At 63.6% G+C, this 25720-nt stretch carries 26 protein-coding genes; 14 read left to right on the top strand and 12 right to left on the bottom strand.

Annotated elements, in window-relative coordinates:
- Nucleotides 1-79 precede the first annotated feature (79 nt).
- Genes pdhA through AC1D1G_RS08255 form a run of 6 tightly spaced genes read left to right on the top strand, consistent with a single transcriptional unit; the run spans nt 80 to nt 6323 of the window.
- On the top strand, nt 80-1153 hold the full coding sequence (gene pdhA / locus AC1D1G_RS08280) for a pyruvate dehydrogenase (acetyl-transferring) E1 component subunit alpha (protein WP_167118271.1): 1074 nt from the start codon (nt 80-82) through the stop codon (nt 1151-1153).
- Entirely contained in the window at nt 1150-2133 is a 984-nt protein-coding gene (locus AC1D1G_RS08275) for a transketolase C-terminal domain-containing protein (RefSeq protein WP_167118235.1), read from the top strand. The genes pdhA and AC1D1G_RS08275 overlap by 4 nt, the downstream gene beginning before the upstream one ends.
- A gap of 21 nt (nt 2134-2154) precedes the next feature.
- Entirely contained in the window at nt 2155-3495 is a 1341-nt protein-coding gene (locus AC1D1G_RS08270; RefSeq protein WP_167118232.1) for a 2-oxo acid dehydrogenase subunit E2, read from the top strand.
- 35 nt (nt 3496-3530) lie between these two features.
- Nucleotides 3531-3752, top strand: coding sequence for a hypothetical protein (locus AC1D1G_RS08265; protein ID WP_477951694.1), 222 nt, complete (start codon nt 3531-3533; stop codon nt 3750-3752).
- A 48-nt stretch (nt 3753-3800) separates the two neighbouring features.
- Complete coding sequence (lpdA, locus tag AC1D1G_RS08260) at nt 3801-5180, top strand: dihydrolipoyl dehydrogenase (protein ID WP_167118229.1); 1380 nt, start codon at nt 3801-3803, stop codon at nt 5178-5180.
- 42 nt (nt 5181-5222) lie between these two features.
- The gene (locus tag AC1D1G_RS08255; protein WP_167118226.1) at nt 5223-6323 is read left to right on the top strand and encodes a Glu/Leu/Phe/Val dehydrogenase; all 1101 of its coding nucleotides are present in this window, start codon (nt 5223-5225) and stop codon (nt 6321-6323) included.
- A 444-nt stretch (nt 6324-6767) separates the two neighbouring features.
- On the opposite strand, the gene AC1D1G_RS08250 is transcribed toward AC1D1G_RS08255, so the two are convergent.
- The 4 genes from AC1D1G_RS08250 to AC1D1G_RS08235 are packed head-to-tail and all read right to left on the bottom strand — an operon-like array spanning nt 6768 to nt 9992.
- Complete coding sequence (locus AC1D1G_RS08250) at nt 6768-7472, bottom strand: molybdate ABC transporter substrate-binding protein (RefSeq protein ID WP_206016405.1); 705 nt, start codon at nt 7470-7472, stop codon at nt 6768-6770.
- Nucleotides 7473-7483: 11 nt separating this feature from the next.
- Nucleotides 7484-8113, bottom strand: a complete 630-nt coding sequence (gene otnC, locus AC1D1G_RS08245) for a 3-oxo-tetronate 4-phosphate decarboxylase (protein ID WP_167118220.1) — start codon at nt 8111-8113, stop codon at nt 7484-7486.
- Nucleotides 8110-9387 (bottom strand): 3-oxo-tetronate kinase, encoded by a 1278-nt coding sequence (gene otnK / locus AC1D1G_RS08240; protein ID WP_167118217.1) that lies wholly within the window; start codon nt 9385-9387, stop codon nt 8110-8112. Before otnK ends, otnC begins: the two co-directional genes overlap by 4 nt.
- Entirely contained in the window at nt 9384-9992 is a 609-nt protein-coding gene (locus AC1D1G_RS08235; RefSeq protein ID WP_206032758.1) for a hypothetical protein, read from the bottom strand. Before AC1D1G_RS08235 ends, otnK begins: the two co-directional genes overlap by 4 nt.
- Nucleotides 9993-10254: 262 nt before the next feature.
- Between AC1D1G_RS08235 and AC1D1G_RS08230 the strand changes: the two genes are divergently transcribed.
- A complete protein-coding gene (locus AC1D1G_RS08230) occupies nt 10255-11619 on the top strand; it encodes an MFS transporter (protein ID WP_167118211.1) in 1365 nt (454 codons plus the stop codon).
- A complete protein-coding gene (locus tag AC1D1G_RS08225; RefSeq protein ID WP_477951693.1) occupies nt 11616-12404 on the top strand; it encodes a hydroxypyruvate isomerase family protein in 789 nt (262 codons plus the stop codon). Before AC1D1G_RS08230 ends, AC1D1G_RS08225 begins: the two co-directional genes overlap by 4 nt.
- A gap of 30 nt (nt 12405-12434) precedes the next feature.
- On the opposite strand, the gene AC1D1G_RS08220 is transcribed toward AC1D1G_RS08225, so the two are convergent.
- Nucleotides 12435-13187 (bottom strand): GntR family transcriptional regulator, encoded by a 753-nt coding sequence (locus tag AC1D1G_RS08220; protein ID WP_167118205.1) that lies wholly within the window; start codon nt 13185-13187, stop codon nt 12435-12437.
- A 170-nt stretch (nt 13188-13357) separates the two neighbouring features.
- On the opposite strand from AC1D1G_RS08220, the gene AC1D1G_RS08215 reads away from it, so the two are divergent.
- From AC1D1G_RS08215 to AC1D1G_RS08205, 3 genes are all read left to right on the top strand, one after another.
- Nucleotides 13358-14278 (top strand): glutamate cyclase domain-containing protein, encoded by a 921-nt coding sequence (locus AC1D1G_RS08215; protein WP_167118202.1) that lies wholly within the window; start codon nt 13358-13360, stop codon nt 14276-14278.
- A 72-nt stretch (nt 14279-14350) separates the two neighbouring features.
- Nucleotides 14351-15190, top strand: coding sequence for an alpha/beta fold hydrolase (locus AC1D1G_RS08210; protein ID WP_206016924.1), 840 nt, complete (start codon nt 14351-14353; stop codon nt 15188-15190).
- A gap of 21 nt (nt 15191-15211) precedes the next feature.
- A complete protein-coding gene (locus AC1D1G_RS08205) occupies nt 15212-15661 on the top strand; it encodes a RidA family protein (protein WP_167118196.1) in 450 nt (149 codons plus the stop codon).
- Nucleotides 15662-16259: 598 nt separating this feature from the next.
- On the opposite strand, the gene AC1D1G_RS08200 is transcribed toward AC1D1G_RS08205, so the two are convergent.
- Nucleotides 16260-17135 carry a helix-turn-helix domain-containing protein gene (locus tag AC1D1G_RS08200; protein WP_477951692.1) on the bottom strand — a complete coding sequence of 292 codons (876 nt, stop codon included), beginning with the start codon at nt 17133-17135 and terminating at the stop codon, nt 16260-16262.
- A 174-nt stretch (nt 17136-17309) separates the two neighbouring features.
- Between AC1D1G_RS08200 and AC1D1G_RS08195 the strand changes: the two genes are divergently transcribed.
- The 3 genes from AC1D1G_RS08195 to AC1D1G_RS08185 are packed head-to-tail and all read left to right on the top strand — an operon-like array spanning nt 17310 to nt 19389.
- Complete coding sequence (locus AC1D1G_RS08195) at nt 17310-18113, top strand: SDR family oxidoreductase (RefSeq protein ID WP_167118193.1); 804 nt, start codon at nt 17310-17312, stop codon at nt 18111-18113.
- The gene (locus AC1D1G_RS08190; protein WP_477951691.1) at nt 18113-18619 is read left to right on the top strand and encodes an SRPBCC family protein; all 507 of its coding nucleotides are present in this window, start codon (nt 18113-18115) and stop codon (nt 18617-18619) included. The genes AC1D1G_RS08195 and AC1D1G_RS08190 overlap by 1 nt, the downstream gene beginning before the upstream one ends.
- Entirely contained in the window at nt 18616-19389 is a 774-nt protein-coding gene (locus AC1D1G_RS08185) for an SDR family NAD(P)-dependent oxidoreductase (protein ID WP_477951690.1), read from the top strand. Before AC1D1G_RS08190 ends, AC1D1G_RS08185 begins: the two co-directional genes overlap by 4 nt.
- Nucleotides 19390-19633: 244 nt before the next feature.
- On the opposite strand, the gene AC1D1G_RS08180 is transcribed toward AC1D1G_RS08185, so the two are convergent.
- From AC1D1G_RS08180 to AC1D1G_RS08155, 6 genes are read right to left on the bottom strand one after another with little or no spacing between them, the layout of a single operon-like run.
- On the bottom strand, nt 19634-21217 hold the full coding sequence (locus AC1D1G_RS08180; protein WP_346842863.1) for an AMP-binding protein: 1584 nt from the start codon (nt 21215-21217) through the stop codon (nt 19634-19636).
- Nucleotides 21214-22473, bottom strand: a complete 1260-nt coding sequence (gene ribB, locus AC1D1G_RS08175; protein ID WP_346842862.1) for a 3,4-dihydroxy-2-butanone-4-phosphate synthase — start codon at nt 22471-22473, stop codon at nt 21214-21216. Before ribB ends, AC1D1G_RS08180 begins: the two co-directional genes overlap by 4 nt.
- The gene (locus AC1D1G_RS08170) at nt 22470-22982 is read right to left on the bottom strand and encodes a flavin reductase (protein WP_167118184.1); all 513 of its coding nucleotides are present in this window, start codon (nt 22980-22982) and stop codon (nt 22470-22472) included. The genes ribB and AC1D1G_RS08170 overlap by 4 nt, the downstream gene beginning before the upstream one ends.
- Nucleotides 22983-23001: 19 nt before the next feature.
- On the bottom strand, nt 23002-23838 hold the full coding sequence (locus AC1D1G_RS08165; protein WP_095869936.1) for a fumarylacetoacetate hydrolase family protein: 837 nt from the start codon (nt 23836-23838) through the stop codon (nt 23002-23004).
- Nucleotides 23838-24767 carry a 4-hydroxy-tetrahydrodipicolinate synthase gene (dapA, locus tag AC1D1G_RS08160; protein ID WP_167118178.1) on the bottom strand — a complete coding sequence of 310 codons (930 nt, stop codon included), beginning with the start codon at nt 24765-24767 and terminating at the stop codon, nt 23838-23840. The genes AC1D1G_RS08165 and dapA overlap by 1 nt, the downstream gene beginning before the upstream one ends.
- Complete coding sequence (locus AC1D1G_RS08155; RefSeq protein WP_095869934.1) at nt 24764-25699, bottom strand: ornithine cyclodeaminase family protein; 936 nt, start codon at nt 25697-25699, stop codon at nt 24764-24766. The genes dapA and AC1D1G_RS08155 overlap by 4 nt, the downstream gene beginning before the upstream one ends.
- Nucleotides 25700-25720 lie beyond the last annotated feature (21 nt).

Genomic DNA, 25720 nt, shown 5'->3' with positions numbered 1-25720 from the left:
AACCAGTGATTCGCTATCCCAACAACATGCCTATGCGGCAGTCGCCGCGCGTCGGAGGTATCCCGTGATCGACCACACCATCGCACCCGTACAACTCGTCACCGAGGACGGGCTACGCGTCGACGACCAGGAGCTCGCGCCGCTGGTCGCAGACATCGACACCCGGCGGCTGCTGGATCTGTACGAAGATCTCGTGGTGGTGCGGCGCATCGATTCCGAGGCGACGGCGCTGCAGCGCCAAGGTGAACTCGGCTTGTGGGCACCGCTTCTCGGCCAGGAAGCAGCGCAGGTCGGGTCGGCCCGGGCGCTGGCCGAGGACGACTTCGTCTTCGCGAGCTATCGGGAACACGGGGTCGCGTACTGCCGCGGGGTGGATCCGACGCACATGCTGCGATTCTGGCGGGGGTCAACGCATTCGGGATGGGATCCGCTGCAGTACCGGATGACCACTCCGGCGATCATTGTCGGGTGCCAGGCCCTGCATGCCACGGGGTACGCGATGGGCGCTCAGCTCGAGGGTGCCGCGGCCGCGACGATCACGTACTTCGGTGACGGCGCTACCAGCCAGGGCGACATCTCCGAGGCATTCGGTTTTGCGGCCAGCTTCCAGGCTGCGGTCGTCTTCTTCTGCCAGAACAATCAGTGGGCGATCTCCGAACCGGTGTCGCTGCAGACGAAGGTGACCATCGCCGAACGGGGTCGCGGTTTCGGGATTCCGTCCGTCCGGGTCGACGGCAACGACGTCCTCGCTGTTCTGGCCGCTACCCGGGCCGCCCTGGCGGGCGCGCGAGAGGGCAACGGCCCAATGTTGATCGAAGCGGTTACCTACCGGATGGGTCCGCACACCACTTCCGACGACCCCACCCGCTACCGGAATTCGGCACTCGACGAGGAGTGGAAACTGAAAGATCCGCTGGATCGGATCAAGAAGTTGCTCGAGCGAGAAGGTGTGCTCGATGACACCTACCTCGCACGTGTGCAGGCTCAAGCTGACGCCACCGCAGCCGAATTGCGCCGTGGTTGCCTCGAGACCGTCGAGCCCACCGCCATGTCCCTGTTCGACCACGTGTACGCCGACCCTCATCCCCTCGTCGACGACGAGCGCCGCCAGTTCGAGACCTACCTCGCCAGCTTCGAAGGACCAACACGATGACCACCACACTCCCCTTGGGTAAGGCTCTCAACGCCGGTTTGCGGCGCGCCATGGAGGACGACCCGAAGGTTCTGCTCATGGGTGAGGACATCGGACAGCTCGGCGGCGTCTTTCGGATCACCGAGGGTCTGGAGAAAGACTTCGGCACACATCGGGTCCTCGACACTCCGCTTGCTGAATCAGGAATCCTGGGCACCGCAATCGGTCTGGCGATGCGCGGCTTCCGTCCCGTCTGTGAGATCCAGTTCGACGGTTTCATCTACCCGGCGTTCGATCAGATCGTCTCTCAGGTCGCCAAGCTGCATTATCGGACCGGCGGCAATGTCAAGGTCCCGATCACCATCCGCGTCCCCTACGGCGGGGGTATCGGAGCTATCGAGCATCACTCTGAGTCACCGGAGGGCTACTTCGCCCAGACCGCCGGTCTGCGCGTGGTCACCTGCGGCAACGCCGCCGACGCGCATCTGATGATTCGACAGGCGATCGCCTCGGATGATCCGGTGCTGTTCTTCGAACCCAAGCGACGGTACTGGGAAAAGGGCCCGGTCGACCTCGACGCCAGTACGAACGCCTTCCCGCTGCACAAGGCTCGGACTGTGGTGGAAGGTACCGATGCCACGCTGCTGGCGTACGGCCCGCTGGTAACGACAGCGGTGCAGGCCGCGACGGTAGCGGCGGAGGAAGGAACGTCGCTGGAGGTCATCGACCTGCGTTCGCTCTCGCCTCTCGACATGGACACGATCGAGGCTTCGGTACGGAAGACCGGACGGCTGATCGTCACCCACGAAGCCCCGGTGTTCCTCGGAATCGGAGCCGAGATCGCGGCGCGAGTGACCGAACGCTGCTTCTACCACCTCGAGTCCCCGGTCCTGAGGGTCGGCGGGTTCACCCTCCCCTATCCGCCCGCGAAACTCGAGCAATTCTTCCTGCCCGATGTGGACCGGATCCTCGACGCCGTCGACAGATCGATTGCCGCGTAGCGCACCAGAACGGAACACACCATGCCTGAAGTACGAAGTTTCCTGCTGCCCGATCTCGGGGAGGGACTGACCGATGCGGAACTGATCTCCTGGTTCGTGGCCGTCGGGGACACCGTCGAGCTCAATCAGATCATCGCCGAGGTCGAAACGGCCAAGGCCTCCGTGGAGCTTCCCTCCCCGTACGCCGGTACGGTGACCGCCCTACACGCCGCGGCGGGAGCAACCGTCGACGTCGGCACCGCGATCATCGACATCGACACCGGCGAAGACGCCGCCGCCCCGGCAACCCCCGCCACACCGCAAACCTCCGCTGCCGCGCAGGCGGAGACGGGCACGCCGGATCGCATCCCCGTCCTGGTCGGCTACGGGGTGGCCGGCGACGGCGGTAGCCGACGTAGTTCGCGCCCCGCGGCTGCCGACGTCGCAAAGGTCCGACGCGATGCGGCCGGTGGGCCGGCAGCTAACGCACGTCCGCTCGCCAAGCCACCGGTGCGGTTCTACGCGTACCAGCGCGATGTCGACATCGCGGAGGTCCCCGCCACCGGCCCGCACGGTGACGTTACCCGTGACGACATCACCAATTACCTGGCGGCGCAACAGGTATCGGAAGACTCCCCGGAGTCGTTCTTCCCCTCGCCAGTCGTTGCCGGGAGCACGCCCGGCGACGAGACCCGAGTCGCGATCAAGGGCGTCCGCAAGCACACCGCAGCCGCGATGGTCACCAGTGCGTTCACCGCGCCGCACGTCACCGAGTTCGTCACTGTGGATGTCACCCCAACGGTCGAGCTCCTCGACAGATTGCGTGCGCACCGCCAATTCACAGACGTGCGGCTGACACCGCTGGCGTTGATCGCCAAGGCGCTGCTCATCGCCCTTCGGCGGAACCCGAGCCTGAACTCGCACTGGGACGACGAAGCCCAGGAGATCGTGATCAAACACCATGTCAACCTGGGGATCGCGGCCGCCACGCCCCGGGGTCTCATGGTTCCCAACATCAAGCACGCGCACCGGCTGGGTCTGCGTGAGCTTGCCGACGCGTTGGTCGACCTCACTCGCACCGCCAAGGAAGGCAAGACCGGACCTACCGATCTTGCCGGCGGCACCATCACAATCACCAATGTCGGGGTGTTCGGCGTCGACGCAGGCACACCGATTCTCAACCCCGGCGAAGCCGCGATCCTGTGCTTCGGAGCCATTCGCAACCAACCCTGGGAATTCGAAGGCGACATCGCCCTGCGCTCGGTGACCACGTTGAGCCTGTCCTTCGACCACCGACTGGTCGACGGAGAGCAAGGGTCGAAGTTCCTCGCCGACATCGGCCGCATCCTGTCGGATCCGCTCGAGTTCGTCGCGCTCGGATGAGCACGATCGACGAGGCCCTGACACGGAGAATGCGCATGTACACCCACGACGACGGCGCGCTCGGGTTCGCCAAGCGGCAGATCGGCCGCACGATCACCGTTCACCGGCGGCGAGACGGATGGCGCTGCGGCCAACCGGGACGCGTCATGATGGTTGCCCCGTCCCAGGGGCGACCGTGCTGGCTCGTCGAGTATCCCGACGGAGCGCACGATGTCGTACCCGTCGCGGACCCCGGTTACCACTACACCCTGCACTAGGCACTTGCGACAGCTGCCCGAACGCTGTCGCCAGAGAGGAGATCAGCGATGACTCGGACACCGGACCTCGTCGTCCTCGGAGGTGGGTCGGGTGGTTACGCCTGCGCGTTCCGAGCCGCCCAACTCGGCCTGTCCGTCACCCTCGTGGAGAAGGACAAAGTCGGTGGAACCTGCCTGCACCGCGGGTGCATACCCACCAAAGCGCTCGTGCACGCGGCCGAAGTCGCCGACACCGTGCGCGACGGCAATCGGTACGGGGTGCGTGGCACTTTCGACGGCATCGATACCGACCAGGTGCACCACTACAAGGACGGCGTCGTCGCCAAGCTGTACAAGGGTCTGCAAGGACTCGTCACACACCACTGCATCGATGTCGTCACCGGCCACGGCCGCTACCTGGGCAACCGGACCGTCGACGTCGACGGCGAGAAGATCACCGGCAAATCGGTGGTCCTCGCGACCGGATCCTACGCACGCAGTCTTCCCCGCCTCGAAATCGGTGGCCGTATCGTCACCAGCGACCAAGCCCTCACACACAAGGAGATCCCGCAACGCGTGGCGATCCTCGGCGGYGGCGTCATCGGCGTCGAATTCGCCAGCGTGTGGTCATCATTCGGGTCGCAGGTGACGATCATCGAAGCACTTCCCCGTTTGGTCGCCGCCGAAGACGAGTGGACCTCGAAACAGCTGAGCCGCGCGTTCCGGAAACGCGGTATCACCGCTCAGACCTCGACGAAGTTCGTCGAGGCCACCGAGATCGGCGAGACCGTGTCGATCACACTCGACTCGGGCGACAAGATCGAAACCGACCTGCTCATGGCGGCGGTCGGACGCGGCCCCCGAACCGCCGACAGCGGTCTCGCCGAAGCCGGCGTGGCACTCGACCGAGGCTTCGTCGTCGTCGACGAACACCTCCAAACCAACCACGACGGCGTCTACGCAGTCGGCGACATCGTCGCCGGACTGCAACTCGCACACCGCGGTTTCCAACAAGGCCTGTTCGTCGCGGAACACATCGCCGGCCGCAATCCCACCCGAATCGAAGAAACGGCAATACCGCGGGTCACCTACACCCACCCGGAGATCGCGTCGGTCGGATTGACCGAGGCCGGCGCACGCGAGAAGTACGGAGACGTCTCCACGATCGTCTACGACCTCGCCGGAAACGGAAAAAGCCAAATTCTCGGCACCACCGGTGGCATCAAGGTCATCCGCGCCGGCGCCGAGTCCACCGACGGCCCGGTCGTCGGAGTGCACATGGTCGGCGCGCGGGTAAGCGAGTTGATCAGCGAAGCCCAGCTGATCGTCGCCTGGGGCGCCCATCCCCAGGAAGTCGCCCAACTCGTGCACGCCCACCCCACCCAGGCGGAGGCACTCGGCGAAGCACATCTGGCCCTCGCCGGACAACCCCTGCATGCGCATGGCTGACCACGCCACGCCCCACACCGTCACCACGAGAAGGAACACGAGATGACACTCACCACCGACGCCCCCGACGTGGCGACCACCGACGACAACACCGTCTTCGGTCGCGCCGACGCGATACCCGGGCTTCCCCACGAACAAGTCGTCTTCTGCGAAGACGCCGCCACCGGACTGCGGGCGATCATCGGCATACATTCGACAGTCCTCGGTCCCGCGCTCGGCGGCACTCGCTTCTACCCGTATCCCGACCAGAGCAGCGCGCTGACCGACGTCCTGCGCCTGTCGCGAGGGATGACATACAAGGCGGCGATCGCGGGAGTCGCGCTCGGCGGCGGCAAGGCGGTCATCATCGGCGACCCGGAGCAGACGAAAACCCCCGAACTGCTGCGCGCGTACGGCCGGTTCATCGACACCCTCGGCGGGCGGTACATCTCCGCCGGCGACGTCGGCACCAATACCGACGATCTCGATGTGATCGGTGAGGCAACCGATCACGTCGTCGGACGCTCCACCGCTGTCGGCGGATCCGGCAACAGCGGCCCCATGACTGCCCTCGGTGTCTACCAAGCCCTGCGCGCAGCTGCCGCCACAGTTTGGGGAAAACCGGTGTTGTCGGGTCGGACCGTGGGCGTCGAGGGCGTGGGCAAGGTCGGCTCCGAGTTGATCTCACTTCTTCTCGCAGACGGAGCACGCGTCATCGCCGCCGATGTGCACGATGCCTCCCTCGCCCGCGTCGCCGAACGTTTTCCCGAGATTTCCGTTACCCAGGACATCCTCGGCGAGCGGATCGACGTCTACGCGCCGTGCGCCATGGGCGGCACGCTCACCACGGACACCGTGCCACGGCTGACCGCATCCATCGTCTGCGGCGCGGCCAACAACCAACTGTGGACCCCTGAGGTAGGCCGGCAACTTCATGACCGGGACGTGCTGTGGGTCCCCGACTACGTCGCCAACGCCGGAGGCCTTATCCAGGTAGCCGGCGAGCGAGAAGGCGCGACTACCGACTGGATACGCGATCGCGTCGAACGCATCTATGACACTGTCATCGCCATCCTCGACAGGTCAAAATCCGAGTCGATCACCCCAGGGCAGGCAGCCGACAGCATCGTCGAGGCACGCCTGTCCTCCACCCGGCGCGCGTAGAGCCTGAGCCGCCAGCTCAACCGGTGCCCTGTGCCCGCTGCCACCCGACGGCAGCGAGCGTATCCCGAGCGTGCTAGCTCCCGCCCGGGATGCGGGCGGCCCCGTCGTCCATCCGGCAACGACGGGGCCGCCAATTACCAATTGGGCGTGGAATTTAAACTCCATTCCGGAGATCCAACTCGCCGCGTTGCCTCCCAGCTTTGCCGACGGGGAATCCACCCCAGCCACTCCGGAACCCGATTCGGGCTTGCCCCGCACCCCGTTCGGCCACCGATATTGACCGAAGCCCTCCCTGCTCCACTGCAGCGAGGTCAGCAAGTACCGGTCGAGGGTAATTGGCTCCCCTCGATTCAGCGCCGTCACGACGACCGCCATCTGCAAAGGAGCCGGGATCTATCGGTGAATTATGTTCTCCAATAATCTATTTAGCATTCTTGCCGGTGGTCACGGTACTTCGAGGCCTGCATCCGCGTATGCGGTCCGTGCGTAGTCTGTTGTCAATGCAGTGATCAGGGCCGTTGCATTGCGGTCGCCGACGGCGTGGGTGCCGAGTGCTGCCGAGAATTCGGTGTAATGCTGAATCGATTCGGGGAGGGGTCCGACGATCTGGACCTCGGGGACGAACCTGAGCTCGCTGAGTTGCTGGATGGCCAGATCAGCGCGTCCGTCGACCACCGCAAGAGCGGTGAAGCCCTTTTCGACGATGGTGGCGCGGGAGTTGACCTCGTGGGAAATACCGAGAGCGAGGAGGAGTTCTGCGAAGTAGACGCCGCTTGCTCCGGTACGGGAGTATGCAACTGAGCGTGCCTGTTTGAGCGTCGAGGCGAGTGCTTCCGGGCTGCTGATGTCGGGTGTTGGTGTTTCGGGGGAGACTGCGAGTCCGACGCCGGTTCGAGCGATGGATTTGCGACTCGGCCCGTCGATAATGCCGGCAGTGACGAGTCTGTCGAACGACGATGACACACCGATCATCACGTCCGGTCGAGCACCGCTTTCGATCTTGTCCAGCAGCACGTTCGTGGGATCGAATGTCGATTCGGCGCGCGCGCCCGAGTCCCGTTCGTAACGAGGGAGAATGGTGAAGTCGAGTGCGCCCTTCACTGCGAGAGTGCTGAAGAGGGAGACACGGTTGTCGTGGGGGGTGCTCATGCCTGATTGTCCTATCGGGTGGAGGCGAGTGCATCACGTTGTTGTGTTGTGAGTGGGCGTGTGTTCATTCCCCGTAACAGGAGGAAGAGCTTGGATGTCTCTTCGAGTTCCTCGATCGCGTCGAGTGCTGATCCGACGGTGTCTCCCGCGACGATCGGGCCGTGATTGCTCAGTAGCAATGCGTGGTGGGTGATGGCCGCGTGTTCGGCCGTTTCTTCGAGTCCGTCGTCGCCTGGCGCGTAGTAGGGAAGCAGGGGAAGTTTCCCAATGCGCATCGCGAAGTATGCGGTCAGTGGCGGCAGCACGTCGGCGGGGTCGATATCGACCAGGCACGACACTGCACCCGCATACGTCGAGTGGGTGTGTACGACGGCGTTTGCCTGTGGACGCGCGCGCAGGATCGCAGCGTGCAGGAATGCTTCCTTCGACGGCCGTGTGCCGCCGAGGTGTTTTCCTGCCGCGTCGATGATGGACAACTCATCGGGTTCGACGGTTCCGAGGCTACTGCCGGTGGGAGTGACGAGGATGTTCTCGCCAGCGCGGACCGAGATGTTTCCGGTGCTGCCGTGAGTCAGTGATCGTGTGAAGATCGATCTGGCCGCGGCTATTACCTGGGCGCGCTTGTCGTCGAAGTGTGTCATGCGAGATCCGATCGATGGGCCGACGCGTCGGCGAGCAGTTCGGGGCTTCCGAAGTTCCCTGATTTGAGGAGCAGGGCGATTCGGTGTCCGGATGTTGTCAGAATCCATGGCACGCCCGGTGCGGCCTCGGATCCGATGAGTCCTCCGCTGACGTCGAGTGCGGTCACGATCGCTCCGGAGGTCTCGCCGCCGGCGGCGACGATTCGGGTGACGCCACGTTCGACGAGTCCGATGGCTATTCGGCCCGTGGTGTTTTCGAGGACGGCAGCCGATTCGGCGATCCCGAGAGCGTCTTGGACGCGTTTGAGCTCGACCGGATTGAGTGACGAGTAGATCAACGGAGCGTCGGTGGTGGTGAGAGCGTCGTACCAGGCGAGTGCGTCGGCGGCCAGGGTTTCTGGGTTGTCGTCGACCATCGCGTCGAGCTGGTACGAAGGGCGTCCCTGTCCTTTCATGACGGCGATCTGCTCGAGTGTTCGCGCCGAGCAGCTGCCGGCGAGGACGGCTGCTCGGCCTTCGCGGTCGGCACCTGCCTGAGCAGGGGTCGTGTTGCCGACGAGCGTCGAGTTGGCGGCCGCGACTGCCGCCGCTAGACCTCCCGCCAGGCCTGCTGCGCCGGCTGTCAGCGATGATCCTTGGATGGCACGACCAATCGCCTGAAGGTCCTGTTGGTCGACAGCATCGACGAGAATGTATTTTTCAGCGCGTGTTTCGGCTGCGGCGATGGCTGCCGTAATGGAGTCGGTACCCTCCTTGACCGTCGCATGGGGGATGAGTCCGACTGTTGCGTCCGTCTGAGTACGTAGCAAGCGAGGGAGGTACGAGTCGGTCATCGGCGTGACCGGGTGGTTACGCATGTGTGAATCGGATAGCAGGAGCATGTCGACGAAAAGGTATCCCTGGTACTGCGTTCGCAGGTGTTCAGGAGAGCTAGGTGTCGTTATCACCGTGGCCGCGCCGATGGCGTCGGTGAGAGCGTCCAGTACCGGGCCGATGTTGCCGCGTGGTGTCGAATCGAATGTGGAGCAGTATTTGAAGTAGATTTGGTCGGCACCGTGTTCGCGCAACCACCGTAATGCATCCAGTGACTGCTGCACGGCCTCCGGCGCGGGGGTCATCCTGCTCTTGAGTGCGATGACGACGGCATCGCTGGGCGACCGCTCGACGTCGTCGGGCGGTACACCGAAGAACATGTGCGTTCTCAGTCCTTCGCGACGGAAGGCCACGGCGACGTCGGTGCCCCCGGTGAAGTCGTCTGCGATGGCGCCAATCATGCTGTCTCGCTGGTGTAGTCGAGTCGTGTTCGGAGCAGTTTTGCCGCGGCGCCCGGACCGGATACAACCGGTATGCCCAGCCGTTCGGAGAGTGCGGACGCAACGGGTGCCAGGGAGTACTGAGCAAGCAGTATCGCGTCGATGCGATCGGTGAATGTCACGCAGGTCTCGGTCAGCGCGGTGAGTAGCGAGTGTTGGTCGCCGTCCCGGGTGGCCTCGTGCGCCGCGGGGGCGTAGGCGCCGAGGATCTTGATAGTCCTCGACTGCGTGGCCACGAAATCTGCGAATCGCTTCTCCGTGTCGAGTAGTGCGGCTTCGAAGGACGCGACAACCAGAATGCGGTCGAATCCGCCCTCCACAGCGGCGGCGAACGCGGCATCATCGGGCGCGAGAACGGGCACGAGTGCAGGGTAGGTGCGCGCGATCGGTCCGTACATGGAGCACGTGAGCAGGACTGCGTCGGCGCCTTCGGTGACGGCGTGGTCGATGAGTCGGAGCATTCTCTGCGCCAGCGGACCTACAACGCCGCCGTGTTCATCGGCTTCCGTCAGCAACCGGTCGTCGAGGATGTTCCACACCACTGCTTCGGGAAAATTTTCGGTCAAACCTACTACTGCGGGCGCTATGGCCGCGGGCGTTGCGCTGATCAGAGCTACCAGCGGTCTATCAGTGTGTATTGAAGTCATCTCTGTTCATTCGCATCGAAGTAGATGGGGTCGAAACCTGTTCGGGGGTGAAAGTTTCGAGCGCGTTACGTTTGAAAAATTCTCGATTGCCCCTTGCGCTTACCTGAAATATACGAGAAGTATATGGGATCGGCAAGGGGCTGAACCTGCACGCAGAACGTGCACGACGAGAGGAGACGTCATGGGCGGACAATCGACCGTGTCCAAGACGAACAACGCACGAAGAGTTATGTACAGGGCGTACGCAGCAAGTGCTACCGGTACAGCGCTGGAGTGGTACGACTTCGCCATCTACTCGGTGGCTGCCGCTCTGGTCTTTCCAGAAGTTTTCTTCCCTAACAGTGACCCCACTGCGGGCACCCTTCTCGCGTTCTCGACCTACGCCGTGGGTTACATCTCAAGGCCCGTAGGAGGCTTCGTCTTCGGGCGCCTCGGCGATGTGATCGGGCGAAAGCACTTGCTGGTCGTCACATTGATCATCATCGGTGCCACTACCTTCCTGATCGGATTGCTGCCCGGTTACGCGACTCTCGGCATCGCGGCACCAATCGCGCTCGTCGTGTTGCGGTTCGCCCAGGGTGTCGCAGTGGGTGGTGAGTGGGGTGGAGCGGTATTGCTGTCCAGCGAATACGGCAACCCGAAACGTCGTGGACTTCTAGCCTCGGCCGCGCAGGTCGGAACTCCGATCGGCAACCTCATGGCCAACGGTGTGCTCGCTCTATTGGCGGTTGTCCTGACCGACGAACAATTCACGTCGTGGGGATGGCGAGTTGCGTTCCTGCTGTCGGCCGTCCTCGTCGGCTTCGGTCTCTGGATACGCATGAAGCTGGAAGACACTCCGGTGTTCCAAGCGCTGAGCGAAAGCGGAGAGCGCCCGGAAGCGCCGGTCGCGGAAGTTTTCGGCACGGAGCGACGTGCACTGGTGGCTGGAATACTCACGCGAATCTGCCCAGATATCACGTTCGCGTTGTTCTCGGTCTTTTCGATCACATACGGAGTTCAGAAGCTGGGCTTCAGTCGCAGCGAGGTGCTGGTGGCCGTGATGGTGGGCTCCGCCGCGCAAATCGTGTTCACACCCGCTGCCGGCGCGTTATCCGACCGCGTCAACCGCAGACTGATGTTCGGAGTCGCGACCGTCGGCGCGTTCGTGTGGTCGATCGCGTTCTTCGTGATCGTGCAGGACGGCTCACTGCTCCTCATGATTGTGGGTGTCGTCGGCGGCTTGGCCTTCCATTCACTCATGTACGGCCCGCAGGCTGCGTTCATTTCAGAACAGTTCAGCGTCCGACTTCGCGCCACCGGATCCTCCTTGGTGTTCAGTTTGTCCGGAATCGTGGGCGGCGCGCTGGCGCCTCTCATCTTCACGTATCTGTTCACCCGAACCGGCAGCTGGGACTTGATCCCGGTCTACATCGGCATCGCCGCTGCATGCACTATCACCGGTCTCGCCATCGGCAGAAACCCCGACCGCGAAGAGGAAAGTCATTATCTTCCGCTGGAGAGAGAACCTGAGGGCTTTACTGGGCGAGTCGAGGCATTCGAATGACTTCTGTCGCGCCGGCGTTTCGGTTCGCTGCGAACCTCAAGTGGCTGTTCACGGAACTCCCCTTCGAGCAGCGCTTCACTGCCGCCGCCGACGCCGGGYTCACCGGAGTCGAGTACGCATCTCCGTACGAGTACTCGCTGAAGGAACTCACGAAATACTTGGCCGACTCGGGCCTTGAGCAGGTGCTGATCAATACTCCGGACTCGAACCTGCGGTACGGCACCGCATGCACTCCTGACGCTAGGCGAGTGTTCCGGACAGACTTTTCGACGGCGTTGGACTACGGGGTCGAATTGGGCACCGGCATCATCCATGTCAGGGCCGGCGTTCGTAGGCCTGATGTATCGAAAGATTCCGCGATAGCGACCTATGTCGAGAATCTCGCCTGGGCGGTGGAGCGGTCAGCGTCGACGGGCATCACGCTCGTCATCGAGTTGATCTCTCAGCAAGAATCCCCGGGATTCGTACTCGAATCGCTCGACGAGACAGCGGCGGTAGTGAACGCAGTCGGACACCGCCGAGTGGGTGTTCTCTTCGACGTCTACCACTGTCGAACAGACGGCGGCGACGTCGTCGACGACCTGGCGCGGATGATGCCCTTCGTTGCGCATGTGCAGATCGCCGACAGCCCGGGGAGATCCGAACCCGGAACGGGCTCCATCCCATGGGTCTGCGTGTTCGAGCAACTACGCCGGCTGCAGTATCAAGGGTGGATCGGATGTGAATACGCGCCCAGCCACGACACCGTCGAAGGTCTGGTGTGGCGTGAGGCCTTCACAGTATGACGACGGTGATCGACAGCAGGCGCGTGGGCCTTAGGACTTCGGAACGAGAAGGTCGTCCGTCCGTATGTCGATGTCGAAAGGCTGGACCGTTCCGGTCTTCAGTATCTGAATCAACCGGTCCTGTGTCTTGGTCGCGTGAGCCGGGCACAGCGTGCGAAGCGCGTCGCGATCGCCGCGGCGGACCGCGTCGATGATGGCCTCGTGTTCGCTGAGGTTCTCGTCGAATCGTGCTTCGTGCAGTTCCGAGTCTGCGGCTTCGAGTTGGTAGAGAAGCACGTTGAGACGGCGGACGTGTCGGTGGGTCGAATGCGCGAAGTCGTAGATGAAGCTGTTGTCGATGGTGCGGTGCATTCTCAGGTGGAATCGCTGATTCTGTTCGGTGATCTCCAAGTACTGGCGCTGGTTCACCTTTTCGCGATACTCGGCCTGAATGGCAGTCAGATCGGGCACCAGCGCCGCGTCGTCGAATCGGCACAGGTTTCCCACGACGGTCTCCGCCAACTGGTGGGCGGTGACGATCTCGCGGATCTCTGCGAGGTCGAGTTTGCGAACGAAGGTGCCGCCTCGATTCGGAGCGATCTTGACGAATCCCTCGGCGGCCAGTCGATTGATCGCCTCGCGCGCGGGGGTACGGCCGAAGCCGTAATTGCTCAGGAGCAATCTCTCGTCGATTCGACTCCCCGGTGCAAGTTCCAGGTCGATGATGAGTGATCGGATTCTCTCGACAACGCTGTCGGTCTGAGACGCAGACGAGGACTCGCCATCCGTCAGTTGATTCGTCATTTCGCTCCCCCGTCCGAGGATAGATACTGGGCTACTGGGTCAACCCACGAATATACGTTCTGCATACTTCCTGGTTACAAGGAGCGTAGCGCTTGATCGCGTAAACCCTTGTAACGACGAACACCGATCGCTACAGTAAATATACGTTACATATACAGATGGAGGTTGACGTGGACAGTTCGATCACTCGCATCGAAACCATCGTCGGTCGTACAGTCCGCCGGGACATCACTCGCCTGGTGAAGTTCGCCGAAGGAAACCTGCAACGCGCGGCTGAATCATTGGCCAACACCCCCACGCCGCACGTCGGAATCGTGTGCGGATTCTTCGTCCGTCACGCCGAACCGCCATCACCGGAGACGGACGGTCTCAATGGCATGGGTCAGCTCGCAGCAGGACTGATCGAAGCCGGAATCCCGGTCACCGTGATCACGGATGCCCCATGCGCCAAGGCGGTGTGGGCCGTCGTGGAGGCCTTGCCGGCCAAGGTCGACCTCGAGATCGTGGCAGTCGATCCCGCCGCCGTCCGCGCCCTGCGGGCACGCCTGGAATCGGCAGAACACCCGCTGTCCCACATCGTCGCTATCGAGCGATGCTCACTGGGGTCCGATGGCAAACCGCACCGCGAGCACGGTTGGGACATCTCGCAGGACACCGCCCCACTCGACTATCTCTTCGAAGACGACGGTTGGACCGCTCCCTGGGTGAGCATCGGCATCGGTGACGGTGGGAACGAAATCGGAATGGGTGTTCTACCAAAAGATATCGTCGAAAACGACATCCCCAATGGCTCACTCGTAGCAGCACAAACCAGCGCCGATCATCTGATCGTCTCCGGCGTCGCGAACTGGGGCGCATACGGCCTGCTAGGGGCACTTGCCGTACTACGCACGGACCTTACAGCCAAACTGCTTGCGCATTTCAACGCCGCGAACGAGGAGAAATACCTGAGCGAGGCAGTGCACATCGGCCAAGCAATCGACGATAGCCGAACCGATCGGCTCGGCCAACTTCAGATGACCATCGATCGCCTGCCGCTCGATGATCACATCGCGATCATCGATGCCATCAACGACGTGATCTCCGCCTGATCGACCAAGGCAGAATAACCTTTTGAATCCCGGAGGCAATCCAGAGTGAAACCCGTAGAACCGCAACACCACATGGTGTGGGCAGACGACATCCGATTTCACGTCGTCGAAGCCGGCGAGGGCCCAACGATAGTGCTGGTCGCAGGGTACCCACAGAGTGTGTACGCATGGAGGCGAGTGATTCCCCTACTCGCCCAGAACTATCACGTCATCGCACTCGATCTCCCAGGCCAGGGAGACTCCGACAAGCCGCTAGGTGGATACGACACCAAGACGACGAGCGCGCGGGTGCGAGCCCTGATGAGCGCGATGAATCAGGAACGCTACCTATTCGTCGGACACGACATCGGATCCTGGGTCGGTTACGCCTATGCCCACCAGTTCGCCGACGACCTGCGTGGCCTCGTCCTGCTCGATGGAAACATTCCGGGAGTTACGCTGCAGCCGACTCTAACGCTCGGGCCGGACAATTGGCGCAACTGGCACTTCCTGTTCAACCCGATCGCGGACCTACCCGAGGCGTTGCTCGCCGGACGCGAGCGAATCCTGATCGAATGGTTCTTCAGTCGCAAGACAGCGAACTGGAGGGCGACGTTCAGCCGGGAGGACATCGACGAATACGAGCGTGTCTACCAAGCGCCGGGCGGCACCCGGGGGATGCTCGGGTACTACCGCGCGGTGCTCGAGGACATCGAGCAGAACTCATCGCTGATGACGACGAAGATTGCCGTGCCCGTCTTGGCGCTCGGTGGCGAAGTCGGCTCTGCACCCGATCTCTTCGAACGTATGAAACCACTCGGCACCGATGTGCGAGGCGGGCTCATACCGCGATCGGGCCACTACATCCCAGAAGAGGAACCCGAGGCACTCGTGCGCGAAATCTCCAGCTTTGCCTACACCCTTCCGCAATAGAAAGCCGAACCGATAAATATCATGAGCGCTTCCACTGTCGACTCGACAGTCAAATCAGAGCAGCCCAGTAGCAATATCCGCCCACTGGTGGTCCATCGGGGCGTGGCCTACCTCAGCGGTCAGCTTCCCAGGGAAGACGGCCGACTCGTCCACCGTGGAAAGGTAGGCGATGACATCGATCTGCCAACGGCTCAGGCCGCGGCGCGCCTGTGCGCCCAGCTGAGCCTCGACACGTTGCAACGCGAACTAGGTCCTGCCCACAAGCTCGCCCGCCTCCTGAAGATCACAGGGTACGTCTCGTCCACATCGGACTTCACCGAACAAGGCAAGGTTCTCGATGCCGCATCGGAAATCTTCATCAACGAGTTGGGCGATCGAGGAACCCACGCACGCAGCGCCATCGGTGTCGCGCAACTTCCTCACGGCGCATGCGTGGAAATCGAATTGATTGTGTCGGTGGAAACAGCATAGTCACCCGTGCCGAATGCCTGCCGTGACCTCGTCGTTGTCTGGACGACGTCACGGCCGGCACATCAAATGGGCTATCACGTCAACTGGGCGACCCACCGTCTCACGTCGTCCGCAGTCCGAGAAATCGCACTGAGCGTGTCGCCGGAGTTCTCCACTCGGAATTGTCCACGCCATTGGTGCGGTAGCAACTTGCCCGGCGTGGGGCGTCTCTGATCACATCGCCGCCACGCGCCGCGCTCACGCTGCACCGACCGGGATCTGCACCCTCGACGCCACGACAGTGTGCGCTCCACCTGGGCGGTTCCACCGATCACCGCACACCAGATGCGCTCGCGACGAATATTCCAGCCACGGCATGTCCCCGTCCGTCAACACGATCACCACATGCGGCGCGGGAGGCGCACGGTGTCGTCGGCGAACTCGAGGAGTTCCTGCCCCGCTGAGGCCACCACCGACCTACTCGGCAATCTTCAGACACCCCGGGGACCGGCATCTGAAAGCGCGCAGACCGCACCCGGAGGGGTGGACGCGTGCTCTGTGGCCGTGGCGCCCACCCCCCTCCACCCGAACAAATCTTGTGCGGGTGGCCGGGACGTGCTCACCCAGTGCGTTCTGTGAGGGCATACGTGCCGGCGACTCGCAGCAAATCGAGTCGTTGAGCGTCGACGCTGCCCGCATCAGCGCTGTAGGCGACGATCTTCAGATCTTCCCCAGGCACCAGGAGTACGTCGCAATCGACCGTGACGTTGCCGACTGAGGGATGCTGGATCGTTTTGCGATCAGTGGCGTGCACTGCCGCTGTCCCCCCTGCCCACAGCGTGGCAAAGCGCGGACTTGCCTTTCTCAACTCTGCGTTGAGGGAGGCCAGTTGTGTGTCGTCACTGTAGTTGGCCGATGCTAGACGGAGGTCTGCTACAAGGGCCGCCTCCATTGCTTCCGATCCTCGCTCGGAGTGGACAGGCCATGGGGTCGCCCGCGTTTCGGCTTTGTCGTTGCCGAGGAAGGTGGCTCGAACGAGATTGCGTTCGGTTGTCGGCCTGTCGAGCGGGTCTCCGAGGAGCAGCGCCCAGAGGGCAGTCCAGTACAGGAGCGTCCAGTCGGCGGAATAGATCGCGAGAGGAAGTTCCCCGAGCCGTGCGACGAGTCTCTGCACTCCGGGCGGCACGTGGGAGGAGATGGTTCTGCTGGCTGGAGGTAGAAGACCCGCGAGCCGGTAGAGGTGATCGTGCTCGGTTCGGTTGAGCTGTAGGCTCCGGGCGAGCGCGGCAACTACCTGCATTGATGGGTTACGTGCTCGTCCTTGTTCGAGTCGTACCACGTAGTCCACGGACACGCCGGCTAACGCAGCGAGATCCTCGCGCCGTAAACCATGCGAACGGCGTTGTCGACTGTCAGGAAGTCCCACATCGGCGGGCTGAAGCCGGTCTCGCCATGTGCGCAGGATCTGGCCGAGCGAGTTGTCGTTCGTGGTCACCGCTCCATTGTCTTCCTCTTCTTCCGCCCCGTCGTGGTACTGCGAGTCCTACCGCCGAGCAGGGCCTGGTTGTCATCGCGTTGCCGGTCGACGATATAGCCGTTCCCACTTCACATCGCTCGAGGTCGCACAGTCACGAACTCGGCATCTACTGCCCCACTCGGAGGAACGTCCATGGAGAACTCGACTCGGGATTACCCGTCGGCGCGGCCGAGCGGGCCACTGAACGGGAAGGTCGCGATAGTGACCGGAGCACCCCGCAGCATCGGGCGAGCAATCGCACAGGCACTGACCGCAGACGGTGCCTCCGTTGTCGTGCACTACAGGAGCCGCCGCGACGAGGCCGAGGACACCGTGGCGTCGCTTCGATCCCGGGGCGCACAGGCACTCGCAGTCCGGGCCGATCTCACTGAAAGCTCCGAGGTTTCAGCACTGTTCGCGGCGACCACGGCTCACTTCGGCGGTGTCGATATCGTCGTTGCGAACGCCGGCGTCACTGCACCCCTTACTCCCTTGGCCGACGTCACGACCGAGGAGTTCGACCGGCTACTGGCGGTCAACACTCGCTCGGTCTTCTTCGTGCTCCGGGAGGCCGCGAGAACCATCCGCGACGGCGGCCGGATCATCAACATCACCTCCAGCACGGTCAAGTTCACGCCAGCCGGGTTCTCCGCATACGCAACCACCAAAGCCGGTGCGAACGTGACAGTCGGCGTGCTCGCAAACGAACTCGGCAGCCGAGGTATCACAGTCAACTCGATCATGGTCGGCCCAGTGGCTGCCGGATTCCTCGCCGCCGACTCCGAAGTCGTCGCGGGAGCGCCGACAGGCATGATGGAATCGCTCGCCGCGGCCGCGCCCGTGAGGCGACTCGGGCATCCCTCGGACATCGCGGGCATCGCGGCATTTCTCGCGGCCCCCACCGCCGGCTGGGTCAACGGCCAAATTCTCCTGGCCAACAATGGCGGATCGATCTGATGCCGATGCGCATTCATCACGATCTCGCTGCCGTCATTCACGCATCCGCAATGGAGGTATGGGCACTGGCCGGCAACTTCGGCAACATGTCCTGGCATCCCACTGTCACCGGCTGCACCATCGTCGACGGTGCCGCGCAAACCCCCGGCGCAATCCGCGAGATTCACCTCCAAGATGGCTCACGCATTCTCGAGCGCCTTGTCGAGCTGGATCACCAGGGTCGGAGTTTCACCTATTCCTTCGTCGGGACTCCTCCGATTCCGGTGAGCGCCTCCCGCACCTCGGTCACCGTCACCGCACTCCCGGCCGGACCGCACGCCCGCACCCGCGTCGCCTGGCACGGCGAATTCGAAGTCGCCGATGACGCCGCGCGGGCAACCGTCGAACACGTCAACTGCCAGATCGTCGGGCCCTCCACCGTTGATGCTCTCGCATCGACCCTCGGCGTCGAGTACTCATTCGACGTCCCCTCGCAAGGAAATACGAAAGGCAACGCCACGTCATGACCACCACCACTACCGGGATTCTCACCGGCAAAGCAACCCTCATCATCGGCGCCAGCCAGGGCATCGGCGCCGCCGCCGCCCGCCACTTCGCTGCCGAAGGAGCGCGCCTCGTGCTCGGAGCACGAAACCTCGAAGCCACGACAGCTCTTCGTGACGAGTTGCGCGCACAGGGCCATCACGTCGAATCCCTCTTCGTCGATGTCACTGACGGTGACACGATCGCGGCCGCGGTCGCTCATTGTGTGGAGACGTACGGCCGGCTCGATGCAGCGTTCAACAACGCCGGCTTCAATACGCTGGACAACTTCCACGACTACAGCGACGAAGATTATGACCGCGTCCTGGCGGTCAACCTCAAAGGCACGTTCTTGTCGATGCAGCACGAGATCCGAGCGATGCTTGCTTCGGGAGGCGGATCCATCGTCAACACGAGCAGCGTAGGTGGATTCGTTGGTAACTTCGGAATTGCGCCCTACATTGCGGCGAAGCACGGTGTTATCGGTTTGACCAAGGCGACAGCTTTCGAGTACGGCCAGAGCGGGATCCGCATCAACGCCATCGCGCCGGGATCCACCGCCACCGAGATGCTCATCGGCGGGCTCGCGCAGACGCCCCCCGACATCGCCGCAAAGTTCAATACCGCCAGCCCGATGAATCGAATGGGTCGACCTGAGGAGATTCCTCCCGCGGCGGCCTGGCTGCTTTCCGATCAGGCCAGTTTCGTCACCGGCATCACAATGCCCGTCGATGGGGGGTACCTCGTTCCGTAGCTTTCACGTCTTGTGAGGAGGCCGCATCCACGAATGCGGCCTCCTCCCTGAGCGGTTACCCTCGCACGGCTATTCGGCGACCTGGCACTATTGGCGCCGTCCCGGCAGATCGCCGCTGGCACACTCAGCAGGCCCGCTCCCTTGGGTCACCGTCCGGTGTGCATCTCGCAGGGCGGCGCACGCCGCGCTGCTTACCTTGGTTGGCGACACATGGGCAGCATCGCGGAATCGGTTGTGAACAGGTTCAGGTGCTCGCCCGCAGATCCACCTGCAGCACCTGTTCGTCTCCCGGTGCAATAAGCCCCCGGAGAACGTGTTTGAGTATCTTCCCCGTTCCGGACTTGGGCAGTTCGCGAAAGTAGATTTGTTTGGGTGTCTTGAAGCCTGCGAGTTGGGTACGTGTGTAGGAGATGAGGTCTTCGGTGGACACGTCCGCGCCTGGCCGCAGCGCAACGACAGCCACCGGAACTTCGCCCCATTTCGGATCAGCGACGCCGATGACGGCCGCCTCGGCGACCGCGGGATGGGAGGTGAGTACGTGTTCGACTTCGACCGTGGCGATGTTCTCTCCGCCGGAGATCACGATGTCTTTTGCGCGGTCCCGGATTTCCACCGATCCGTCGGGGTGCATGACGCCGAGGTCGCCGGTCTTGAACCATTCGCCGATCCGGGCGGCCTCGGTCGCTGCGTCGTCGTTGTAGTAGCCCAGCATGACGGTGTTCCCTCGGACAGCGATCTCCCCGAGAGTTGTGCCGTCAGCGGTGACGTCGGCGATCGGGGCGCCGTCTTTCTTGCCGACGGTGTCCAGGACCCTGATTCCTGTGCCGACCATGTTGGAGTTGCCCTGGACAGCCATTGCTTTGGAGAGATCGGTATGGCTGAGGGTGTTCCATTCGGGGCGTGGTTCGTTCACCACAGCAGGTCCGAAGGTTTCGGTCAGACCGTAGAGGTGGGTGGTGTGGATGCCGAGTGCGGTCAATTCGGACAACAGTGTGGGGGACGGCGGCGCTCCCCCGATTCCCACCTCGACGATTCTGCCGAGAGGCCCGTTGTCTGCCTCACGATGTTGTGTGAGGTTGGTGAGGACGGTGGGAGCGGCGTTGAAGTGGGTGATGCCCCCGCTGCGCAGATGGGCCCATACTGTGTCGGGGTCGGGGCGATCGAGACAGACCTGTGTTCCTGCCGCGGCGGTGATTGCCCAGGGAAAACACCAGCCATTGCAGTGGAACATCGGCAGGGTCCACAGGTAGACGGTATCGAGGCCGAGTTTGGCGTGGTGGGTTATGGCAAGCGCCTGCAGGTAGGCGCCGCGGTGGTGGTACATGACGCCCTTGGGCCGGCCGGTCGTGCCGCTGGTGTAGTTCAGCGAGATGAGGCTGCGTTCGTCCTCGACCGTGCGCGCGTGTTCGGGTCCGTCCGCGTCCAGGACCTGTTCGGCGGCGAGGGTCCGGATGCCGAAGGATTCTGCGGCGGCGCTGAATTCGTTATCGCCCAGAATGAGTGATGCGCCGGAGTGCTCGACGATGTACTTCAGTTCCGGTGCGGCCAGGCGGTGGTTGAGGGTGACGAGCACGCCGCCGGCCAAGGGAACGGCGAAGTGCGCGAGCAGCATCAGCGGGGTGTTCGAGGCCAGGACGGCGACGCGGTCGCCGGGTTTGACTCCGTGGCCTGCGAGTGTGCCGGCCATGCGGCGGGCGGTGACCGCGAACTCGCCGTACGACCACGATTGGGCGTGGTAGGTCATGGCGGTGCGATCGGCGTGGATGGCCTCCGCGCGTTCGAGAAAGTTCAGGGGTGTCAGGACCTGATCGCCGAGATGAGCGGTCACAGCACGCTTCTTTCAGAGTCGGTGATATCGGGGATGTCGAGTACATGGCCCATGCGGTCGCGTTTGGTACGGAGGTAACGGACATTGTCGGTGGTCGCGTTGGTCGAGAGCCCGACGCGGGCGAGGACCTCGAGTCCGTCGGTGGTCAATGCTGCGCATTTGGCCGGATTGTTGGTCAACAGGCGCACTCTGACTACTCCGAGTTCCCTGAGGATGTGGGCTCCGACCGTGTACGAGCGGGCGTCGGCGGCGAGGCCTTGGGCGAGGTTGGCGTCCACGGTGTCCATCCCGCAATCTTGCAGCGCGTAGGCGTGGATCTTGTGCGCCAAACCGATGCCACGGCCTTCGTGCCCCCGCAGGTAGATCACTGCGCCGCATTGCTCCTGGCTGACCGCCATCAGTGCCTGCTCGAGTTGGCTGCCGCAGTCACACCGGGTCGAGGCGAGGATGTCGCCGGTCAGGCATTCGCTGTGCAGGCGCACGAGGGCACCGGATTCACTCTCGGCGGCCGCGGCCACGTCTCCCATCACCAACGCCAGATGCTCGACTCCGTCATCGCTCGACCGGTACGCGATTGCCTGGAACTCTCCGAAGGCGGTGGGCATGCGCGAGGTCGAGAGTCTGTCCACGGGTCCTGTTTCCGGATGCAGGGATTGCGCGAGGTCGGCGATGGTGACCATGGGCAGCCCATGGCTGTCCGCGAATCGGCGCAGATCCGGCCCCCGCCGCATCGAGCCGTCCTCCGCGACGATTTCCCCGATCACCCCGACCGGAGCACGGTCGGCGAGGGTGAGTAAGTCGATTGCGGCTTCGGTGTGCCCAGGCCGCTCCAGGACACCTCCCGGGCGGGCGCGAAGCGGGAAGACATGTCCGGGGCGACGGAAGTCAGCGGGGACGCTGGTCGAGTGGGCGAGGGCACGTACGGTCATCGCGCGGTCGCTGGCGGACACCCCGGTCCCGGCGCCGATGTGGTCGACGGTGACGGTGAAGGCGGTCTGGTGGGTGTCGGTGTTCACCGGCACCATCGGCGCCAACTCGAGCTGATCGGCTCGTTCGGTGGTCATCGGAACGCAGAGGATGCCGGTGGTGTGGCGGACCATGAAAGCTATCTGCTCGGCGCTGACGGTGTCGGCACCGGCCACGAGGTCGCCCTCGTTCTCGCGATCGTCGCCATCGAGGACGACGACCATGCCGCCGGCCCGCAGCGCCGTGACGGCCCGGTTGACCGCGTGATCGCCTGCCCGATCCGGGGTCACCGGTGCTCCTGGCCGAGCAACATGTGGGTACCGAAATCGCGGCGGAAGTAGGTGAGCGGCGATCCGTCGTGGGCAACAGCTTCACGAACCTCGCCCAACACGACGATGTGGTCTCCACCCTCGACGAAGGAGGACGCGTCACAGACCACCCAGCCCGGTGCGCCGGTCAAACGGGGAACACCACCGGCCAGGGTCCACGGTGTGTCGGCGAATTTGTCGGTCCCCTTGCGGGCGAAAGTCGTTGCTGCCGCCGACTGGGCGCTACCGAGGATGTTGACGCCGAACCGTCTGCCGCGCTGAATGATTCCGAGGAGCTCGGAGGTCCGGTCGAGCGAGACCAGGACCATGGGGGGTGCCATCGACAAGGATGCGAAGGCGCTGACGGTCGTTCCGTGCGGTCGATCACCGTCCATCGCCGTCACCACCGAGACCGGGGTGCAGACCGCAGCCATCACCTCCTTCAGTGATGCTGCGATGTCCTCGTGCGGTGTTGTCGAGCATGTCGTCATGTTCTTCCTCCTCGCTACGTCAGCGGATGTGGTTGACGAGTCGAGTGACGCCGGGGATGTCGATGGTCAGCACTTCCCCGGGCTGTAGGTATCTGGGCGGATCCTGCCGGTAACCGATCCCGGCCGGCGTGCCGGTGGCGATGATGTCTCCGGGGGTCAGCGTCGTCCATGTGCTGACATATTCGATGACCGAGGGAACATCGAACACCAGATCCGCGAGAACCCCGGCCTGTACCCGGTTGTCGCCGAGGTAGGTGTGTACTTCCAGGGCGTTCGGGTCGGCGATCTCGTCCGCCGTGACCAGCCACGGGCCGACCGACCCGGATCGGTCGAAGTTCTTTCCCGCTGTGGCCTGCGTTCCGTGGAGTTGGAATTCCCGGACACTGTTGTCGGCGAAGGCGGTGTAGCCCCAGACGTGGTGCGCCGCATCTCGGGCCCGAATGTTCCGGCCGCCGCGGCCGATGACGATCGCGATCTCCCCCTCCCAGTCCAAACTGTCGGACGCCGGCGTTCGTTCGACCGGCTCCATGTGCCCGACGAGCGACGAGGGGAAACGGACGAAGAACGTGGGATGTTGCGGCGGTTCCTTATCCATCTCGACGGCGTGGTTGTGGTAGTTGAAACCGACGCAGAGGATCCGCCGCGGATCGGTGACCGGCGGTAGCCAACGGGTGATCCGGTCGAGATCGATCACCGGGCATCGGTGGAGATCCTGATCCGTCAGAGCAGCGAATTTGTCGATGTCGACGTCAGCGGTCACCACACCGGTGAGCCCGGTCACGTCCCGCGGTCGGCCGTCTGCGTCGAGGACGACGGTCCGCGGATCACCGTCCTGTTCGACCGTTGCCAATCGCATCAGAAAGCCTTTTCTTCGGTGAGGATGGTCGAGGCCTGACCGAGGAGGGTCTCGATCCGGTCGATGCCCGTCGATGTGGGCGTAATCAGCGGGGACCGCACGTGCGGTGAGGCGATCCGTCCCTGCTGGTGCAGGACCCACTTGGCCGGTGCCGGATTGGTCTCCACGAACAGCAGGTCCACCAGCGGGTGCAGCGCGTAGTGAAGTGCGCGGGCACCGTCGTGATCACCGGATGTCCACAGTTCGTACATCCGCGCGACCGTGTGGGGGGCGATGTTGCTGACGGCGCTGACGAATCCGACACCGCCGAGTGCAAGCAGGGGAAGGCAGAGCAGTTCGATGCCGGACCACACCGAGATATTCTCTCCGGCTTCGTGAATCACCCGGGAGAAGTGTTCGAAGTCCTTCGTTGTTTCCTTGATACCGACGATGTTGTCGAAGTCCCGGTAGAGGCGGGCGACCGTGGAGGGGTCCAGTTCGACGGCGGTCCTCGAGGGAACGTTGTACATGATGATCGGCAGGTCCGGGAACTCCCCGGCGATGGTGGCGTACCACCGGTACAGCGCCTCTTGGGTGGGTCGCGCGTAGTACGGGGTGATGATCAAGGCCGCATCGGCTCCGGCGGCACGAGCGGCTGCGGTGATCTCGAGGGTTTCGTCCAGCTTGGCCGATCCGGTTCCAGGGATGAAGGGAACGCGGTCGTTGATCTCGTCGGCGACGACCTCGATCGCCTCGATCCGCTCGGCGACGGTCTGTGCGGCCGGCTCCCCGGTTGATCCACCGATCGACAATCCGTGCGATCCGGCCGCGATTTGCCACTGGACCAGTCGGCGCAGGCTTGCCGTGTCGAGCGCCCCGCTATCGGTGAACGGGGTGATCAAGGGTGCGATCGATCCGGTGATCAGTGCGGTGTCGGTGCGGAATCTCATGCCAGTACTCCTTCGCGATTGGTCGACTCGAGCACCGTTGCTGCCACCGCCAGATCGGCCAGACCCATCCCGAGTCCTTTGAAGATCGTCAAAACGGGGTGCAGCGGACGCACCACCGCACCGGTGAGAAGGTCGCCGAGGGTCTTGACGGGGGTCCAGTCCTCGCCGTAGTACTCGGTCAGCTCCCGGGATGATCGACGTGCGTTGGCGATACTGTCGACGACCGCCAGGTCGGCGTCGGCCAGCAACGCGGGATCGAACTCGGCGTTGCTCGGCAAGATCGCGCCGACGGCATTGAGGTGCGTTCCCGGGGACAACAGTCCTCGCGGGAGGAACGGTTCCGTCGCTCGGGTGATGAGGGTGACGATGGGGGCCCCGTCGACGGCCTCGGCGAGTGTGGGGGCCGCGACGGCGTCGATGCCGAGGTTTTCGCGCACCGTTGCCGCGAAACCGGTCCGGCTGTTCTCGGAGCGGCTCCACACCCGTACCCGGGTGATCGGTCGAACTGCACACACCGCAGCAACTTGTCCCAATGCCTGCCGTCCGCTGCCGATCAGGGCGAGCTCGGACGCATCGGGGGCACTCATCAGGCGTGTCGCCAGCCCGGAGACCGCCGCGGTACGCATCCCACCCAGCGCACCGGCCTCGAGCACCGCACGGGGGGTACCGGTAGTGGCGTCGAACAGCGTCATCAGCGCCGAGGCACCTGCCGGAGTGTTGACCCAGGTCTTGAACGCGACGAGGCCGGCGCCCTCGTCATAGGCACCGAGAGCGTGCGCGCTGCTGGCCGGCTCCCAGGTCGTCATCGTTTTCGGGATGTTGCGGGCGGTGCCGTCGACTTCACGGGTAATCGATCGGGTGACCGACTCGATGGCGTCGAGGATCGAGACCCTTTCGCGTACTTGCTGTTCCGTTATCCACGGTACGTTCATCGTGTTCCTTGCCAGTTGTGT

This window comes from Rhodococcus sp. P3_B8, from assembly GCF_056402775.1.
Note: the sequence above shows the minus strand (reverse complement) of the source record. Positions and strands in the feature narration are given on the sequence as shown.

What these genes read in the sequence shown, in the direction of transcription:
- AC1D1G_RS08205 (WP_167118196.1), top strand. Translation starts at nt 15,212, where the DNA reads ATGAGCGCTTCCACTGTCGACTCGACAGTCAAATCAGAGCAGCCCAGT.
- AC1D1G_RS08220 (WP_167118205.1), bottom strand. Translation starts at nt 13,187, where the DNA reads ATGACGAATCAACTGACGGATGGCGAGTCCTCGTCTGCGTCTCAGACC.
- AC1D1G_RS08170 (WP_167118184.1), bottom strand. Translation starts at nt 22,982, where the DNA reads ATGACGACATGCTCGACAACACCGCACGAGGACATCGCAGCATCACTG.
- AC1D1G_RS08210 (WP_206016924.1), top strand. Translation starts at nt 14,351, where the DNA reads ATGGTGTGGGCAGACGACATCCGATTTCACGTCGTCGAAGCCGGCGAG.
- AC1D1G_RS08255 (WP_167118226.1), top strand. Translation starts at nt 5,223, where the DNA reads ATGACACTCACCACCGACGCCCCCGACGTGGCGACCACCGACGACAAC.
- otnC (WP_167118220.1), bottom strand. Translation starts at nt 8,113, where the DNA reads ATGACACACTTCGACGACAAGCGCGCCCAGGTAATAGCCGCGGCCAGA.
- AC1D1G_RS08270 (WP_167118232.1), top strand. Translation starts at nt 2,155, where the DNA reads ATGCCTGAAGTACGAAGTTTCCTGCTGCCCGATCTCGGGGAGGGACTG.
- dapA (WP_167118178.1), bottom strand. Translation starts at nt 24,767, where the DNA reads ATGAGATTCCGCACCGACACCGCACTGATCACCGGATCGATCGCACCC.
- otnK (WP_167118217.1), bottom strand. Translation starts at nt 9,387, where the DNA reads ATGATTGGCGCCATCGCAGACGACTTCACCGGGGGCACCGACGTCGCC.
- AC1D1G_RS08230 (WP_167118211.1), top strand. Translation starts at nt 10,255, where the DNA reads ATGGGCGGACAATCGACCGTGTCCAAGACGAACAACGCACGAAGAGTT.
- AC1D1G_RS08155 (WP_095869934.1), bottom strand. Translation starts at nt 25,699, where the DNA reads ATGAACGTACCGTGGATAACGGAACAGCAAGTACGCGAAAGGGTCTCG.
- AC1D1G_RS08195 (WP_167118193.1), top strand. Translation starts at nt 17,310, where the DNA reads ATGGAGAACTCGACTCGGGATTACCCGTCGGCGCGGCCGAGCGGGCCA.
- AC1D1G_RS08265 (WP_477951694.1), top strand. Translation starts at nt 3,531, where the DNA reads ATGTACACCCACGACGACGGCGCGCTCGGGTTCGCCAAGCGGCAGATC.
- AC1D1G_RS08165 (WP_095869936.1), bottom strand. Translation starts at nt 23,838, where the DNA reads ATGCGATTGGCAACGGTCGAACAGGACGGTGATCCGCGGACCGTCGTC.
- AC1D1G_RS08185 (WP_477951690.1), top strand. Translation starts at nt 18,616, where the DNA reads ATGACCACCACCACTACCGGGATTCTCACCGGCAAAGCAACCCTCATC.
- AC1D1G_RS08250 (WP_206016405.1), bottom strand. Translation starts at nt 7,472, where the DNA reads ATGAGCACCCCCCACGACAACCGTGTCTCCCTCTTCAGCACTCTCGCA.
- AC1D1G_RS08190 (WP_477951691.1), top strand. Translation starts at nt 18,113, where the DNA reads ATGCCGATGCGCATTCATCACGATCTCGCTGCCGTCATTCACGCATCC.
- AC1D1G_RS08275 (WP_167118235.1), top strand. Translation starts at nt 1,150, where the DNA reads ATGACCACCACACTCCCCTTGGGTAAGGCTCTCAACGCCGGTTTGCGG.